The following is a 16,472-nucleotide window of genomic DNA, read 5'->3' on the forward strand; positions in this document are numbered from 1 at the left end:
ATCCCGGCTGCAGATCTGAACTGCAGCCCAGATCAAATCACCGCGTCCAGCTCTTAGCCTGGACGCCGTCGAGGGGGAAGGATCCTTCGTGACCGAAACCACTGAGCTGTCTCCGGCTGTGGATACATCTTCTGCTGCCGAATCAACGGCAGCACCCGCCAAGAGCAGCGGCCTTGCAGGCCTCAAGCTCGCCCAGCTCCAGGCCCTCGCCAGCCAGCTGGGCATTTCCGGCGGTTCCCGCATGCGCAAGGGTGATCTGGTCACGGCCATTTCCGCCCACCGCGCAGGCACCCCGGTAAGCAAGGCTCCGGCCCGCGCTGCCGAGAAGGCGAGCGACAACGGCACTGTTTCCCACGCAGCGGCCCCGGCAGCTGCGCCTGCAACGGCGCCCGCCGCCGAGGAGGCCCCGGCCCAGGAGAACCCCCGCGCCCGCCGTGGCCGCAGCCGCCGTGCAGGCAGCGACGGCGTCGTGACGGCGCCCGCCGCTGAGGCACCGGCAGCCGCCCCGGTTGAAGCCCCCGCGGTTTCCACCGACTCCGGCGCCCGGGAATCCGCCACTGCGGAAGCCGGTTCTGCCGTTTCCGCAACGGAATCCGGCGACCGCACGAGGCAGCCGCGCACCCGCAACCGCCGCCGCGGCGAAGCCGCAGCCCAGGCCACCGAGTCCGCCGGCCAGAACGCCGTCGAGGCCCAGGCTGAACAGCCCGCCGCCGAGCAGCGCACTGAACAGCGCGAGCAGCGTGAACAGCGCACTGAGCAGCGTGAACAGCGCGAGTCGGGCAGCGAAGACGGCCAGCGCCGCGACACCCGCACCCGTGGCGGCCGCGACGAATCCGCCGGCAGCCGCGAGAACACCCGCGACACTGCCCGCGATAACACTCGCGACAGTGCCCGCGATAACACTCGCGACAGTGACGATTCAGACGGCGGAAGCCGCCGGAACCGCCGCAACCGCCGTGACCGCAACGACCGCGGTGACCGCCAGGGCGGCCAGCAGGACAGCCGCGACAACTCGCGCAACGACCGCTTCCGCGACCGCAACGACCGCCGCCGCGGGCGTCAGCAGGGACCCGACGTCGACGACGTCGAGGTCACCGAGGACGATGTCCTGCTGCCGGTCGCCGGTATCCTCGACGTGCTGGAGAACTATGCGTTCATCCGCACGTCCGGTTACCTGCCGGGCCCGAACGACGTCTACGTCTCGCTCGCCCAGGTCAAGAAGTACAATCTGCGCAAGGGCGACGCCTGCGTCGGCGCCATCCGTGCACCGCGCGAAGGCGAGGACCGCAGCCAGCAGTCCGCCCGCCAGAAGTTCAACGCCCTGGTCCGCGTCACCTCGGTGAACGGCAAGACGCCGGAAGAACTCAAGGACCGCGTCGAATTCGCGAAGCTCGTCCCGCTGTACCCCTCCGAGCGCCTGCGCCTCGAGACGGACCCGAAGAAGATCGGCCCCCGCGTCATCGACCTCGTGGCCCCGATCGGCAAGGGCCAGCGCGGTCTGATCGTTTCGCCGCCGAAGGCCGGCAAGACGCTCATCCTGCAGTCCATCGCCAACGCCATCACCACCAACAATCCTGAGGTCCACCTCATGATGGTGCTTGTTGACGAACGCCCTGAAGAAGTCACGGACATGCAGCGCACCGTCAAGGGCGAGGTCATTGCCTCCACCTTCGACCGTCCCGCCGACGACCACACCACCGTGGCCGAACTCTCCATCGAACGCGCCAAGCGCCTCGTGGAAATGGGCATGGACGTTGTGGTGCTCCTGGACTCCATGACCCGCCTGGGCCGTGCCTACAACCTGGCAGCACCGGCTTCCGGCCGCATCCTGTCCGGTGGTGTCGACTCCGCCGCGCTGTACCCGCCGAAGCGCTTCTTCGGTGCAGCCCGCAACATCGAAAACGGCGGCTCGCTGACCATCCTGGCCACCGCGCTCGTCGAGACCGGTTCCAAGATGGACGAGGTCATCTTCGAAGAGTTCAAGGGCACGGGCAACATGGAACTGCGCCTGTCCCGCCAGCTGGCGGACAAGCGCATCTTCCCGGCCGTGGACGTCAACGCGTCCGGTACGCGCCGTGAGGAAAACCTGCTTTCCCCCGAGGAAGTCAAGATCATGTGGAAGCTGCGCCGCGTCCTGTCCGGACTCGAAACGCAGCAGAGCCTTGAGCTGCTGACCAACAAGATCCGGGAGACCCAGAGCAACGTCGAGTTCCTCATGCAGGTGCAGAAGACGACGCTTGGTGCGAAGTCCGATAACGACAAGTAGCGTCGCGTAACCGCTCGAAAATTGGCGGCCCCGCCCCTTCGCCGGGTGGCTCACGATCTGCGATCGAGAGCCACCCGGCTACGGCAGGCCCGAAGCCACTCCCTGGCCGCCAATTTCTCGAGCGGTTGTTGGTTTAAAAGGACCCGCCCGTTGTAACTAGACTTGGTTTCAAGTCGAAAGAGGTTTGAAAATGTTTGAGTCCGTACAGGGCCTGTTGGATGAGCATGACTCTATCCAGGCCCAGCTGGGGGATCCTGCTGTCTACGCTGACCAGCGGCTGGCCCGGAAGCTGGGGCGGCGTTCTGCCCAGCTGAACGGCATTGTGGAGGCCTACCACCGCTGGGAAAGCATCCGCGACGACCTGGCGGCTGCCAAGGAAATGGCGGACGAGGACCCCGAGTTCGCGGCTGAGGTGCCCGAGCTGGAGGCCGCGCTGGAGACGGCGGCGGCCAAGCTGCGCCGGCTGCTGATCCCGCGCGACCCGGACGACTCGCGCAACGTGATCCTCGAGGTCAAGGGCGGCGAAGGCGGCGACGAAGCTGCCCTGTTCGCCGCGGATTTGCTGCGGATGTACAGCCGTTACGCGGAATCCCGCGGCTGGAAGACCGAGATCATCTCCGCCACGGAATCGGACCTCGGCGGGTACAAGGACGTCCAGATGGCCGTCAAGGGCAGCTCGAACGACCCGGCCGAAGGCGTGTACGCCCGGCTCAAGTTCGAGGGCGGCGTGCACCGCGTGCAGCGTGTCCCCGTCACCGAATCCCAGGGCCGCATCCACACCTCGGCCGCCGGCGTGCTGGTGCTGCCCGAGGTGGACGAGCCCGAGGAACTCGAGATCAACCAGAACGATCTCAAGATCGACGTCTACCGCTCCTCGGGTCCCGGCGGGCAGTCCGTCAACACCACCGACTCCGCTGTGCGCATCACCCACCTTCCTACGGGAATCGTCGTCGCCATGCAGAACGAGAAGTCGCAGCTGCAGAACCGTGAGGCCGGCATGCGCGTGCTGCGGGCCCGCATCCTGGCACACCAGCAGGAGCTGATCGACGCCGAAAACTCGGCGCAGCGCAAGTCGCAGATCCGCACCATGGACCGCTCCGAGCGCATCCGCACCTATAACTACCCGGAAAACCGGATCGCGGACCACCGCACCGGTTACAAGGCCTACAACCTGGACCAGGTCATGAACGGCGACCTGGAACCGGTAATCCAATCGGCCATCGAATTGGACGAGCAGTCCCGGCTCGACGCCATCGGCGAATAGGCGCCGGTTACTCGTGATGACAGCAGGTGATGGTCCGAGCCTCGCGGAGGCCGTCAGCGAGGCGACGGCGGTTCTCGCGGCCGCCGGCGTGCCCAGCCCGCGCGTGGACGCCGAGCTCCTGGCCGAGCACCTGCTCGGCGTCGGGCTCGGCCGGCTGCGCGCGCTGATGCTCGGCGACTCGCCGGCGCCGGAGGGTTACGCAGACCTCGTCGCCGAGCGGGCGCAGCGGATTCCGCTGCAGCACATCACGGGCGTGGCGCACTTCCGCTACCTCGAGCTCGCCGTCGGTCCCGGAGTGTTCATCCCCCGGCCGGAAACCGAATCCGTGGTGCAGCTGGTGCTGGACTGGCTCAAGGGCAAGGACGGCCTGGCGCACCCCAAAGTGGTGGACCTGGGCACCGGATCCGGTGCGATCGCGGGATCGATCGCACACGAGGTTCCCGGCGCGGAAGTCCACGCAGTGGAGTACAGCGAATTCGCGCACGCGTGGGCGGCGAAAAACTTGGCTCCCCTAGGCGTCCACCTCATCCGCGGCGACCTGCGAGACGCGCTGGGCGAACACAACGGCACGTTCGACGTCGTCGTCTCCAACCCGCCCTACATTCCCGCCGAAGCGATCCCGAACGAACCCGAAGTGGCGCTGCACGACCCGCCCGAGGCGCTCTACGGCGGGGGAGCGGACGGGATGGAACTTCCGACGGCGGCGGCTGCCTCAGCTGCCCGCCTGCTTGTCCCCGGCGGCTACTTCGTGATGGAGCACGCCGAGGTCCAGTCGGAATGGATCGCCGCAATGCTGAACCGCGCCGGCGTGTTCGCCGAGGTAACAACGCACCGCGACCTCAACGGCAAGGACCGTGCCACCAGCGCTGTCCTGACACCGGCGAAAAAACCGTGTGACAAGTGATGAAAGAATAGGCCAGTGACGACTAGCTACGATTGCACGGCAGCTGAGCAGCGCGCCGCGGGACTTGAACACGCCCAACGGGCCATCCGGGAGAACAAGTGCGTGGTCTTCCCCACGGATACGGTCTACGGCATTGCCGCCGACGCCTTTTCACCCCTCGCCGTGACCCTGTTGCTCGCGTCCAAGGGCCGCAGCCGGAAGATGCCGCCGCCCGTGCTGATCCCCAGGCTGAACGCCCTCGATGGCCTGGCCACGGACGTTCCGGCCGAGGCGCGGCGGCTGGCCGAGGCGTTCTGGCCCGGCGGCCTGACCCTGATCCTGCATGCCCAGCCGTCCCTGGACTGGGATCTCGGCGAGACCAAGGGCACTGTCGCCCTGCGGATCCCGGCCGATGAGATCGCCCAGGACCTGCTGACGCTCACCGGGCCCCTCGCAGTGTCCTCCGCGAACCGCACCGGGCACGCAGCGGCGCAGACCGCCGCGGACGCCGAGGCCCAGCTGGCGGAATCCGTGGAGGTCTACCTTGAGGGCGGACCCCGGCCCGCCGAGGGCGCCGAGGCCCTCGCCTCAACCATTGTCGACGCGACGGCGCTGCCGTTGCGCGTCGTCCGGCAGGGAGCGATCAGCCTCGAACGCCTGCGCGGCGTGGTTCCCGGCCTCCTGGACGTCGACGGCAACGCCCCCGAAGCTGTGGACGCTGTTGAGCCCGCCGCCTCTGAAGGCGACGCTATGACCGAGACCGCTGTGACCGAGACCGCTGTGACCGAGACCGCTGTGACCGAGACCGACGCGGCGAGCGACGCTGCGCCGGAGCCCGGTTCCGCATGACGCTGGAGCGCCAGCGCGTCCCTTTCCTCGACGTCGAAGCGACCCCTGTGACGGTGTCCGAGCTGACCGCGGTCCTCAGCACCTTCATGGCCGAGGGCCGGACCCGGATCGTGGTGGGGCACAACCTGCACAGCGTCACACTGCTGCACTCCGATCCTGCCTTCCGCTCTTTTTACGAGCACAGCGACGTGGTCCTGATCGACGGCGCACCGGTGCTCTGGCTCTGGGCGAAGACGGGCGAAGAGGACGACGGCCGGGAACCGGTGATGGACTACCGGCTGGGGTCGACGGACTGGATTCCTGCGCTCGGCAACGTCGCGGGCCTGGAGCGCATTGCGGTCATCGGCGCAGGCGCCGTGGCCAACGCCGGCGCCGTGGCCAAGCTGCGTGAGATCGTCCCCGGGGCGCGGGTCGACGGCATGCCCGGCGAAGGCTGGAACAACGACGTTGAGGACACCGCGGTCGAATGGCTGAACCGGCTGCGCCCGCAGCTTGTGCTGCTGGGCCTCGGGATGCCTCTGCAGGAACAGGTCCTGGCCCGCCGGCTTGCCGCGCTCCCGGAGGCGGTCTACTGCGCCGTCGGCGGCGCCATCGAACAGATTGCCGGTGTGCAGAAACTGGCGCCGCGCTGGATCGGCCGGCTCGGGCTCGAGTGGGCCTGGCGGCTCATGCTCCACCCGCAGCGGGTGGCCTACCGGGTGTTCGGCGAGCCCTGGGTGCTGCTGGGCCTGCTGCTCCGCCGGCGCCTGCGCCGACAGCCCTAGGCTGCCGGCGGGGGAGCACGGTTAGAACTTCTGGTCCTCCAGCGGGCCGAAGCCCTTGCCGCGGAGCCCGGCGGAAAAGGCCCGGAACCAGTCAGCGAGCCCGCGGAAGTCGCCGCTGCGCAGGAAGTAGCCGAGGTAGCCGCCCACATCCGCGATGAAGGACTTGACCCGGAAATGGCGGCGGATCATGTACCCGCGGTTCCGGTAATAGAAATAGCGCTTGAAGGCGGAATCCGGAACGATCACGTGCCACCGCGCACCGAAGACGTGCTTGGTTTCAGAGAAGGCGTGCGGGTGCGTGATGGCGGCGGTGGTCACCGTGCCGAAGCGGATCCCGGCCTTCCTGAGCCTGAGCGTGAAATCCACTTCGTCGCCGCGGATGAAAAGGCGCATGTCCGGCAGGCCGACTTTGAAGAAGACATCGGAACGGATCAGGGCGCCATTGAAGAAGTGCCCGTCATCCGGCAGGAAGCCGACCTTTTCCACCTCCGCGCGCTCATGCGTGACCTTGCCGCCCAGCCGGAAGAAAAAGGACAGCTGGTCCGGGTGGCCGGGGGCCACCACGAGGGGCACGACGGCGTCCAGGTCACGTTCCTGCGCCTCCCGGAGCAGCGTCGCAAGGCAGTTGGGATCTGCCGGCTCGGCGTCGTCGTCCATCATCCAGATCCAGTCAGCCCCGCTGGCCACGGCCTTGAGGATGGCCAACGAGAATCCGCCGGCGCCGCCAAGGTTTGCCTCGGACCGGACATAGTCCACGTTGGCGTGCCGGCCGGCAACATCCTTCGAAGGCACGGTGCCACTGTCGACGAGGCAAATGGACTGCACTGAAGCGGTCTGGTTGTTGATGGCGTCCATCAGGACCGCCAGCTCCCTGGGACGGTCAAACGTCACGGCAGCGACTGCAACCGAGGGGGTCATCGCGGGGTCCTTTCAGCACGACCGTCAGTGGTTTTCCCGCCGGCAGAGGGCCGTGTGACGCGAAGACAGGTGGCCGTTGGCATTAGTATCTTGACTAGAGTCCACTGTAATACAGCCCTGTCAGGCACTACGCACTGCCTGCCCTGCGCACGGCGACGGAGAAGTTTCATTTTTCGAAAGACAGTTCCACGGCAATTGAATCCACCCCATTTCCGCAGCTCACCGGCGCGTCCGGTGCTGCGGGACGTGCCGGCGTGTGTTGCCTGCGCTGACGGTACCTGGTTGGTGGTCTTCCCGTGATCATGTACCTGCTCATGATGCTGACGGCAGCGATCGTGACCTACGCGGCGACTTGGGGGGCCCGGCTGGCGGGCAACAAGCTGGAGCTGTATTCCCCGATCCGCAGCCGCGACATGCATTCCACCCCGATCTCCCGGCTCGGCGGCCTGGGCATCTTCGCCGGCGTGCTGGTTGCCCTGGTCACGGCGAGCAATTCGTTCTTCGTCAAGGACATCTTCCGGAACAACACGGCGCCATGGGGAATCCTGGCCGGGGCCACCGTGATCGTGCTGGTCGGCGTGGCGGACGACCTGCTGGATCTTCGGTGGTGGGTCAAGCTGATCGGCCAAAGCGCCGCGGCACTGGTCGTGGCCACCTGGGGAGTCCGGATGACGGTCATCCCGTTCATCCCCGAGCCGATCGTGATTCAGAACGAGGCCGTGAGCATCGTGCTGACGGCCGGGCTGATCGTGACCACCATGAATGCGTTCAATTTCATCGACGGACTGGACGGCCTCGCCGCGGGTGTGGCGATCATTGGCGGGGCGGCGTTCTTCCTCACGGCGTACTGGGTGCACCGGACTGCCGTCCTGCTGGACCGCTCCGACCTCGCCACCCTCCTGACCGCCATCGTGGTCGGCAGCTGCGTCGGATTCCTGCCGCACAACTGGTTTCCGTCCAAGATCTTCATGGGCGATTCCGGTGCCATGCTGATCGGCCTGCTGCTGGCCTCGGCCGGCGTCGTCTCCACCGGCCAGATCAGCTCCGGCCTCTACGACCGGGCCAACGGCATTCCGACCATCATCCCCATCCTGCTGCCGTTCGCGGTGCTGTTCCTGCCGCTGCTGGACCTGGGCCTGGCGGTGGTGCGGCGCACCGCGCTGGGCCGATCGCCGTGGTCGGCGGACCGCGGGCACCTGCACCACAAACTCCTGGACATCGGGTACTCGCACCGCGGCGCCGTAGTGCTGATGTACCTGTGGACCTGCATCCTGGCCTTCGGCGGCCTCGCATTCGCGATCTTCCCCTGGCACATAGTCCTCGCCGTCGATCTGGCCGCTGCCGCAATCATGGCCGTGGTGACAGCCTGGCCGTACCTGCGCCAGCGGGGGCCGCGACAGATGGCCCGCACCCCCGAATAGCCTGCCCTGACGCGCTTTACCGAATAATTTCTATCTAATGTAGAATTCAGGGGCGGTACTTCGCCGCCCACCTTGACCAGCAATACGCCAGCGACGATTGGGATCTCATGACCTCCAACGCCGAACCGGAACCCGCTTCCGGCAACGGACCCGTTGGCGTCTCCGGCCCCACCAAATCCCTGTGGCTCAGGCTGCTGGCAATGAGCTCCGCCGCCTCCGCCGCAGCCCTCGTGCTGACCGGCATAGCAGCCTTCGTCTTCAACGGCGCCGTGGGGTTTTGGTCCGCCCTCTTCGGGGGAGCGCTGGTGATGGCGTTCTTTGCCATCAGCCTCGCGGTGGGCCACTTCGTCGGCCGCAACAACCCCTCCGGAGCGATCGGACTGTTCGTCGCGACGTACTTCGTCAAGGTTGTCGGCTTCGCCGTTGTCCTCTTCGTCATTGGCGCTCCGGCCTGGCTGCACGGCCGCTGGTTCCTGATCGGCGCCGTCGTCACCGTGGTGTCCTGGCAGGCAGCCGAAATTTACGGCTTCAGCAAGGCCAGGCTCCAGATTTACAACGATCCCGAAACCCGAAAAGGCGGCACCGATGTTTAGCCGCAAAACTGGCCGCAGGCCCCTTGCCGGACCAAATAACAAGCCAGCCAAATCCCCTAAAACTACGGGCGGCGCCCCCGGTGTATCGACGGATGGCAGCGACGGCGGATACAACGCCGGAATCGCCGTCTTCAGCTACATTGTTGGCGGAATCATCGTCTGGAGTTTGATAGGGTGGGGACTGGATAATCTGTGGGGAACCCGCTGGATTGTGCTCGCAGGCGCTCTGCTTGGAGCTGCGGGAGGGTTCTATCTTTCTCATATGCACGGCCTCACCAGTAACAGAACTTCAGCTGATGACGGCGATGCTGCACGTGGCCCGTCCCAGGACGAGGAACAGTAATGCCAAATAATTTCACAGGGGGAGAGGCGGGCACCTATGTCGCCGGTCCCCGCCCAACGCCCAATGATGGACACTGCAGAGAGGAAACGCGTTGATCGCGCTTGCGCTCCCGGCCCAAGATTCAGGAACCTTCACGCCTCCTGGAATTGAAGAACTTCACCTGCCGGCTATCATCCCCTGGGGTGCTGCCGAAGGATTTTCCAAGCAGATGCTGCTGGTAATCCTGTCGGTTGTCATTATCGGTACATTCTTTGTGATCGCTGCGCGAAAGCAGCAGCTCGTTCCCGGCAAGCTGCAGTTCGCAGGCGAGGCCGCCTATAGCTTCGTCCGCAACAGCATCGCCAAGGACATTATCGGCGGCCGGGACTTCATGAAGTATGTCCCGCTGCTGTTCACGCTTTTCTTCTTCATCCTCGTGAACAACATCTACGGTGCAATCCCGCTGATCCAGCTTCCGACCTTCTCGCACGTCGGCGGGGCCTACGTGCTCGCCGCGATCGTGTACATCACCTGGATCGCCGTCGGCGTCAGGAAGAGCGGCCTGAAGTACTTCAAGCTGGCAACGGTTCCCTCTGGCGTGCCGTTCTACATTCTTCCGATCGTCGTTCCGATCGAGATCATCTCCAACTTCCTGGTCCGCCCGGTCACGCACAGCCTCCGTCTGTTCGCCACCATGCTGGCCGGCCACTTGATCATCATGATCTCCGGTGCGGGCATCGAATTCCTGGTTATGCAGGAAAACGTCCTCCTCAAGGGCGCGTCCGTACTCGTCCTTGGCGGTGCGATCGCCATGTACATGCTCGAAGCGCTGATCATGGTGCTGCAGGCCTACGTCTTCACGCTGCTGACCGCGATCTACATCGAAGGCGCGCTGCACGCCGACAGCCACTAGGCGCAAAGCCTTCAGGCACCACGCCAGTCGGCACAACATAGTCTTCCCCTCACGGGGATGAAGCAACCCAAACAACCTGCCACATGGGTGGCATCTTGAAAGGAAGAAAAATGGAAGGCTCCATCAACGGCTCCATCAACCTCGTCGGCTACGGCCTCTCCGCCATCGGCGGTGGTATCGGTGTGGGTCTCGTGTTCGCCGCTTACATCAACGGTGTGGCACGTCAGCCGGAAGCCCAGCGCGTCCTGCAGCCGATCGCATTCCTCGGCCTCGCGCTTACTGAAGCCCTCGCCATCCTTGGCCTGGTCTTCGCGTTCGTTCTCAAGTAAACAGAACAACCGAACATCCAGAACCGAGTAGATAAGGACGGGTGAAATATGAATCAAGCGATCATCTCAGCCGCCACCGAAGGCGGTACTAACCCCCTCGTTCCCAATCCTTGGGAAATGCTTGTCGTCTTCGCCGGCTTTGCTCTCCTCCTGTTCATCGTGGTCAAGTACGTTGTCCCGATGTTCGAGAAGACCTTCGCAGAGCGGGCCGAAGCCATCGAGGGCGGTATCGCCAAGGCCGAAAAGGCCCAGGCCGAGGCCTCCGCAGCACTCGAAGAGTACAAGGCGCAGCTCACGGAAGCCCGCACCGAAGCCAACCGCATCCGCGAGGAAGCACGCGCCGAAGGTGCCCAGATCCTTGCAGAGCTGAAGGAGAAGGCGGGCGCCGAGTCTGCCCGCATCACCGCACAGGCCCACGCGCAGATCGAGTCCGAGCGCCAGGCGGCCGTTGTGTCGCTGCGCGCGGAGGTCGGCACGCTGGCCACGACGCTGGCGAGCCGCATCGTCGGCGAGGCACTGAGCGACGATGCACGGTCGGCCCGAGTGGTGGACCGCTTCCTGGCAGATCTGGAGAACCAGAACGCGGGTGTAGCTAAGTAATGGCAGGTGTATCGAGCGAATCGCTGGCCGCTGCGCTGGCGGCACTGGAAGCCAAGCTTCCCTCCGCGTCGCTGCAGTTGGCCAAGGAACTCTTCGGAATCCTGGGCACGGTCGACAGCTCGGCCGGCTTGCGCCGCGCCCTGACCGACCCGTCCCGCAGCGGTGACGAAAAGTCGGCGCTGGTCAAGCAGCTCTTCGGCGGGAAAGTTTCCGCTGACGCTGTTCAGATCGCTGCCGGACTGGCCAGCTCCCGCTGGGCATCCGCACGGGATATCGGCGATGCACTCGAGACTCTTGCCGCTTCGGTGGTCATCGCTGTTGCCGAGAACAAGTCGGCAGTCTCTGCCTCCGGGCTCACCGGACTGGAAGCCCTGGAGAACGATCTGTTCTCCTTCAACCAGTCCGTTGAGTCCAGCCACGAGGTCCAGCGTGCTCTGTCCGAGCCGCAGGCCAGCCCGGCCGCAAAGGTGACCCTCGCCGAGAGGCTCGTACCTGGTGCGAGCGAGGAAGCGAAGGTCCTGATCGGACAGGCCGTCACGGCTCCGCGCGGGCTCAAGGTCACCAGGCTGGTTCGCCGTTTCGCCGAGCTTGCCGCCAAGCGCCAGCAGCGCTGGATTGCAACGGTCAGCGTCACCCGTCCGCTGACGGCGACCCAGACCAGCCGCCTGCAGGCGGGGCTCAACGCCCTTTATGGGCGCGAGCTCAAGATGAACCTGAACGTTGACCCGGCACTGATCGGTGGCATCCGGATCCAGGTAGGTGACGAAGTGGTTGACGCTTCGGTCGCTGCCCGCCTGGGCCAGCTCCAGCGTCAGATTGCCTAGCCAGCCGGACAAGCACAACCTAACGACAAGAAACCCCGGTCATCGTGAGCAACGATGATCACGAAAACAGGAGAGCAGGGACTGCAGATGGCCGAATTGACCATCAACGCCGACGACGTCCGTAATGCGTTGAACGAGTTCGCGGCGTCCTACGAACCCGGAAACGCAGAGCGCGTAGAGGTCGGCCGTGTAACAACCGCAGGTGACGGCATCGCCCGTGTTGAGGGCCTTCCCTCGGTCATGGCGAACGAGCTGCTTCGCTTCGAAGACGGCACGCTGGGCCTGGCCCAGAACCTCGACGTCCGCGAGATCGGCGTCATCATCCTCGGTGACTTCACCGGAATCGAAGAAGGCCAGGAAGTCCACCGCACCGGGCAGGTTCTGTCCGTGCCGGTTGGCGATGCCTTCCTCGGCCGCGTGGTTGACCCGCTGGGCCAGCCCATCGATGACCTCGGCGAGATCAAGGCCGAGACCACCCGTGCCCTGGAACTCCAGGCACCCGGCGTGACCCAGCGTAAGTCGGTCCACGAGCCGATGCAGACCGGACTCAAGGCCATCGACGCCATGATCCCGATCGGCCGAGGCCAGCGCCAGCTGATCATCGGTGACCGCCAGACCGGCAAGTCCGCCATTGCCATCGACACGATCATCAACCAGAAGGCCAACTGGGCTTCCGGCGACGTGACGAAGCAGGTGCGCTGCATCTATGTAGCCATCGGCCAGAAGGCATCCACGATCGCTGCAGTTCGCCAGACCCTTGAGGACAACGGCGCCCTGGAATACACCACGATCGTGGCTTCCCCGGCGTCCGACCCCGCAGGTTTCAAGTACCTGGCACCGTACGCCGGCTCGGCCATCGGCCAGCACTGGATGTACGGCGGCAAGCACGTCCTCATCGTGTTCGATGACCTGTCCAAGCAGGCCGAGGCCTACCGTGCAGTGTCGCTGCTGCTCCGCCGCCCGCCGGGACGCGAAGCCTACCCGGGCGACGTCTTCTACTTGCACTCCCGTCTGCTGGAGCGTTGTGCCAAGCTCTCCGACGAGCTCGGTGCAGGCTCGATGACCGGCCTGCCGCTGATCGAGACCAAGGCGAACGACGTTTCTGCCTACATCCCGACCAACGTGATCTCCATCACCGATGGCCAGATCTTCCTGCAGTCGGACCTCTTCAACGCCAACCAGCGCCCCGCTGTCGACGTCGGTGTGTCCGTCTCCCGTGTTGGTGGCGCCGCCCAGGTCAAGTCCATGAAGAAGGTCTCCGGTACCTTGAAGCTGGAACTGGCCCAGTACCGCGACATGCAGGCCTTCGCCATGTTTGCCTCGGACCTCGACGCCGCATCGCGCCAGCAGCTGACCCGTGGTGCACGCCTGATGGAACTGCTCAAGCAGGGCCAGTACTCGCCGTTCCCGATCGAGAACCAGGTTGTCTCCATCTGGGCCGGCACCAACGGCCACCTCGACGAGGTTCCGGTTGAAGACATCAACCGCTTCGAGACCGAGTTCCTGGAGCACCTCAAGCACAAGTCCTCCATCCTGACGACGCTGGCCCAGACCAACGTCATGGACGATGACACCGCTGAAGCACTGAAGACCGCGATCGTGGACTTCAAGAAGGGCTTCTTCGGCGAGGGAGACAACCTCCTGGTCGGTGCGGGGCACGAGGAGCACGCCCCCATCGGCGAGGACCAGGTCGACCAGGAAAAAATCGTCAAGCAGAAGCGCTAGTTTCGCTGGCAGGGACTGCCGGGACCCGCACGGGTTCCGGCAGTCCCGGCCACCGGGATCTTAGGAAAGGATAAGTATGGGAGCCCAGATCCGGGTCTACCGCCAGAAGATCAGCTCGACGACGTCGATGCGCAAGATCTTCAAGGCGATGGAACTGATCGCTACCTCGCGCATCGGCAAGGCCCGCGCACGCGTAGCAGCTTCACTGCCTTACGCGAACGCGATCACGCGTGCCGTTTCTGCTGTCGCAAGCCAGAGCGAAATCGACCACCCGCTGGTCACCGAGCCGGCGCAGATTCGCCGGGCCGCCGTCCTGGTCATCACCTCGGACCGTGGCCTCGCAGGGTCTTACTCGGCGAGCATCCTCAAGCAGGCCGAAGGCCTCAACGAGCTGCTCCACGCGGAAGGCAAGGAAGTCAAGACGTTCCTGGTCGGCCGCAAGGCGCAGGCGTACTTCGACTTCCGGAACCGTGAATACGCCCGCGTATGGACCGGCAACACGGATGCACCGGAGTTCGCGACCGCGCGGGAAGTCAGCGAAGCACTGCTGGCTGATTTCGCTACCGCCTACGAAGAGGGCGGCGTCGACGAAATCCACGTCGTCTACACCCGCTTCAAGTCGATGGTGACCCAGGAGCCGACGGTCGTCCGTCTGCTGCCGCTCGAGGTTGTCGAAGAGAAAGCCGCGTCCGAATCGGACCTGCTTCCCCTCTACGAATTCGAGCCGGAAACGGAGCAGGTTCTCGATGCCCTGCTGCCGCGCTACATCGAATCACGTATCTTCGCCGCCATGTTGCAGGCAGCAGCTTCCGAGCTCGCAGCCCGCCAGCGCGCGATGAAGTCCGCCGGCGACAACGCGACGGACCTCATCAAGAAGTACACGCGTCTGCGCAACACTGCCCGCCAGGCTGAAATTACGCAGGAGCTTTCCGAAATCGTTGCCGGTGCCGACGCGTTGTCCGCGTCCTAGCCAGCACGAGCCCGGATCCAGCTGTACCTGCACCAAAGAATAAACTTAACCCCACGCCATCTACTGAGTGAAGTGAGAGAGATGACTGCCACTGCTACCGATCACGTAGCCGCAACGTCCGGTGCTACCGGTCGTATTGCACGTGTTATTGGCCCGGTTGTCGACGTCGAATTCCCGGCTGACGCAATCCCCTCGATTTACAACGCACTCACCACCGAGATCACACTCAACGGTGAGACCCGAACCGTCACGTTCGAGGTTGCCCTGCACCTGGGCGATAACCTCATCCGCGCTATCTCCCTCCAGGCCACCGACGGACTTGTCCGCGGTACCAACGTTGTAGACACCGGCGGCCCGATCACCGTGCCCGTGGGCGACGGCGTCAAGGGTCACATCTTCAACGTGCTGGGCAAGCCGCTGGACGTCGACGAGTCCGAGATCCAGGCTTCCGACCACTGGCCGATCCACCGCAAGGCTCCCGCCTTCGCGACCCTGGAAGGCTCGACCGAGATGCTGGAGACCGGCATCAAGGTGATCGACCTCCTCACCCCGTACATCAAGGGTGGCAAGATCGGTCTGTTCGGTGGTGCCGGCGTCGGCAAGACCGTGCTGATCCAGGAAATGATCACCCGTGTTGCCCGCAACTTCGGTGGCACCTCGGTGTTCGCCGGTGTCGGCGAGCGTACCCGTGAGGGCAACGACCTCTGGGTCGAAATGGAAGAGGCAGGCGTCCTCAAGGACACCGCCCTTGTATTCGGCCAGATGGATGAGCCGCCGGGAACGCGTCTGCGCGTCGCACTGTCCGCCCTGACCATGGCGGAGTACTTCCGCGATGTGCAGAACCAGGACGTGCTGCTCTTCATCGACAACATCTTCCGCTTCACCCAGGCAGGCTCCGAGGTTTCCACCCTCCTCGGCCGCATGCCGTCGGCCGTGGGCTACCAGCCCAACCTGGCTGACGAGATGGGTCTCCTCCAGGAGCGCATCACGTCCACCAAGGGCCACTCCATCACCTCGATGCAGGCCATCTACGTTCCCGCAGATGACTACACCGACCCGGCTCCGGCCACGACCTTCGCACACCTCGACGCGACCACGGAACTTTCCCGTGAAATCGCTTCCCGTGGTCTGTACCCGGCCGTTGACCCGCTGACGTCGACCTCCCGCATCCTGGATCCGCAGTACATCGGACAGGCCCACTACAACACGGCCGTCCGCGTCAAGCAGATCCTGCAGAAGAACAAGGAACTTCAGGACATCATCGCCATCCTCGGCGTTGACGAACTCTCTGAAGAAGACAAGATCGTCGTGTCGCGTGCACGCCGCATCCAGCAGTTCCTCTCGCAGAACACCTACACCGCCAAGCAGTTCACCGGCGTCGAGGGCTCCACCGTGTCCATCAAGGACACCGTTGAAGGCTTCACCGCGATCTGCGACGGCGAACTTGACCACGTTGCAGAGCAGGCGTTCTTCAACGTCGGCGGCCTGGACGACGTCGAACGCCAGTGGGCCAAGATCCAGGAACAGACCAAGTAATATGGCTGAGCTTGAGGTTGAGATTGTCGCAGCGGATCACTTCGTGTGGTCCGGAGCGGCCAAGATGGTCAAGGCCCGCACCAGCGATGGTGAAATCGGAATCCTGCCCGGCCACTCGCCCCTGCTGGCGATTCTGGCCGAAGGTGAGCTGGCAATCGAGCCGGTATCCGGTGACCGCATCTCTGTAGCTGTCGACGGGGGATTCTTCTCCGTTGACAACAACAGGGTGGTCATTGTTGCTGACAACGCCCAAATGGGCGAAGCGGCTACTGCGGGGATCCGCTAGCACGACCTT

Annotated in this window: 17 protein-coding genes; 16 read left to right on the forward strand and 1 reads right to left on the reverse strand. The window is 64.8% G+C overall.

Annotated features, from left to right (window positions below):
• The first annotated feature begins 88 nt into the window (after nucleotides 1–88).
• From rho to AC1DZQ_RS18935, 5 genes are all read left to right on the forward strand, one after another.
• The gene (rho, locus tag AC1DZQ_RS18915; RefSeq protein ID WP_476964944.1) at nucleotides 89–2,266 is read left to right on the forward strand and encodes a transcription termination factor Rho; all 2,178 of its coding nucleotides are present in this window, start codon (nucleotides 89–91) and stop codon (nucleotides 2,264–2,266) included.
• Between the two features lie 190 nt (nucleotides 2,267–2,456).
• Nucleotides 2,457–3,530 carry a peptide chain release factor 1 gene (prfA, locus tag AC1DZQ_RS18920; RefSeq protein ID WP_026539626.1) on the forward strand — a complete coding sequence of 358 codons (1,074 nt, stop codon included), beginning with the start codon at nucleotides 2,457–2,459 and terminating at the stop codon, nucleotides 3,528–3,530.
• A gap of 16 nt (nucleotides 3,531–3,546) precedes the next feature.
• Nucleotides 3,547–4,434 carry a peptide chain release factor N(5)-glutamine methyltransferase gene (prmC, locus tag AC1DZQ_RS18925; protein ID WP_476964945.1) on the forward strand — a complete coding sequence of 296 codons (888 nt, stop codon included), beginning with the start codon at nucleotides 3,547–3,549 and terminating at the stop codon, nucleotides 4,432–4,434.
• A gap of 15 nt (nucleotides 4,435–4,449) precedes the next feature.
• Nucleotides 4,450–5,262, forward strand: a complete 813-nt coding sequence (locus AC1DZQ_RS18930) for an L-threonylcarbamoyladenylate synthase (RefSeq protein ID WP_476964946.1) — start codon at nucleotides 4,450–4,452, stop codon at nucleotides 5,260–5,262.
• Nucleotides 5,259–6,026, forward strand: coding sequence for a WecB/TagA/CpsF family glycosyltransferase (locus tag AC1DZQ_RS18935; protein ID WP_476964947.1), 768 nt, complete (start codon nucleotides 5,259–5,261; stop codon nucleotides 6,024–6,026). Before AC1DZQ_RS18930 ends, AC1DZQ_RS18935 begins: the two co-directional genes overlap by 4 nt.
• Nucleotides 6,027–6,047: 21 nt before the next feature.
• Here AC1DZQ_RS18935 and AC1DZQ_RS18940 read toward each other — a convergent pair whose 3' ends face one another.
• On the reverse strand, nucleotides 6,048–6,944 hold the full coding sequence (locus AC1DZQ_RS18940; RefSeq protein ID WP_476964948.1) for a glycosyltransferase: 897 nt from the start codon (nucleotides 6,942–6,944) through the stop codon (nucleotides 6,048–6,050).
• A 296-nt stretch (nucleotides 6,945–7,240) separates the two neighbouring features.
• On the opposite strand from AC1DZQ_RS18940, the gene AC1DZQ_RS18945 reads away from it, so the two are divergent.
• The 11 genes from AC1DZQ_RS18945 to AC1DZQ_RS18995 all read left to right on the forward strand — a co-directional run bounded on the left by AC1DZQ_RS18945 (nucleotide 7,241) and on the right by AC1DZQ_RS18995 (nucleotide 16,463).
• Nucleotides 7,241–8,365 (forward strand): MraY family glycosyltransferase, encoded by a 1,125-nt coding sequence (locus AC1DZQ_RS18945; RefSeq protein ID WP_476964949.1) that lies wholly within the window; start codon nucleotides 7,241–7,243, stop codon nucleotides 8,363–8,365.
• Between the two features lie 107 nt (nucleotides 8,366–8,472).
• Nucleotides 8,473–8,958 (forward strand): hypothetical protein, encoded by a 486-nt coding sequence (locus AC1DZQ_RS18950; protein ID WP_476964950.1) that lies wholly within the window; start codon nucleotides 8,473–8,475, stop codon nucleotides 8,956–8,958.
• Nucleotides 8,951–9,301: a hypothetical protein gene (locus tag AC1DZQ_RS18955; protein ID WP_476964951.1), complete on the forward strand. Its 351-nt coding sequence runs from the start codon at nucleotides 8,951–8,953 to the stop codon at nucleotides 9,299–9,301. Before AC1DZQ_RS18950 ends, AC1DZQ_RS18955 begins: the two co-directional genes overlap by 8 nt.
• A gap of 91 nt (nucleotides 9,302–9,392) precedes the next feature.
• Nucleotides 9,393–10,193, forward strand: coding sequence for a F0F1 ATP synthase subunit A (gene atpB / locus AC1DZQ_RS18960; RefSeq protein WP_476964952.1), 801 nt, complete (start codon nucleotides 9,393–9,395; stop codon nucleotides 10,191–10,193).
• Nucleotides 10,194–10,303: 110 nt separating this feature from the next.
• Nucleotides 10,304–10,522: an ATP synthase F0 subunit C gene (gene atpE, locus AC1DZQ_RS18965; protein ID WP_091559519.1), complete on the forward strand. Its 219-nt coding sequence runs from the start codon at nucleotides 10,304–10,306 to the stop codon at nucleotides 10,520–10,522.
• 48 nt (nucleotides 10,523–10,570) lie between these two features.
• Nucleotides 10,571–11,122 (forward strand): F0F1 ATP synthase subunit B, encoded by a 552-nt coding sequence (locus AC1DZQ_RS18970; protein WP_476964953.1) that lies wholly within the window; start codon nucleotides 10,571–10,573, stop codon nucleotides 11,120–11,122.
• Nucleotides 11,122–11,946 (forward strand): F0F1 ATP synthase subunit delta, encoded by an 825-nt coding sequence (locus tag AC1DZQ_RS18975; RefSeq protein ID WP_476964954.1) that lies wholly within the window; start codon nucleotides 11,122–11,124, stop codon nucleotides 11,944–11,946. Before AC1DZQ_RS18970 ends, AC1DZQ_RS18975 begins: the two co-directional genes overlap by 1 nt.
• A gap of 87 nt (nucleotides 11,947–12,033) precedes the next feature.
• Nucleotides 12,034–13,671 (forward strand): F0F1 ATP synthase subunit alpha, encoded by a 1,638-nt coding sequence (atpA, locus tag AC1DZQ_RS18980; protein ID WP_277523579.1) that lies wholly within the window; start codon nucleotides 12,034–12,036, stop codon nucleotides 13,669–13,671.
• Between the two features lie 76 nt (nucleotides 13,672–13,747).
• Entirely contained in the window at nucleotides 13,748–14,641 is an 894-nt protein-coding gene (locus AC1DZQ_RS18985) for a F0F1 ATP synthase subunit gamma (protein ID WP_229995283.1), read from the forward strand.
• Between the two features lie 81 nt (nucleotides 14,642–14,722).
• Nucleotides 14,723–16,177 (forward strand): F0F1 ATP synthase subunit beta, encoded by a 1,455-nt coding sequence (atpD, locus tag AC1DZQ_RS18990; protein WP_476964955.1) that lies wholly within the window; start codon nucleotides 14,723–14,725, stop codon nucleotides 16,175–16,177.
• A gap of 1 nt (nucleotide 16,178) precedes the next feature.
• Complete coding sequence (locus AC1DZQ_RS18995; protein WP_090581408.1) at nucleotides 16,179–16,463, forward strand: F0F1 ATP synthase subunit epsilon; 285 nt, start codon at nucleotides 16,179–16,181, stop codon at nucleotides 16,461–16,463.
• Nucleotides 16,464–16,472 lie beyond the last annotated feature (9 nt).

This window comes from Arthrobacter sp. P1_C12_2, assembly GCF_056406415.1.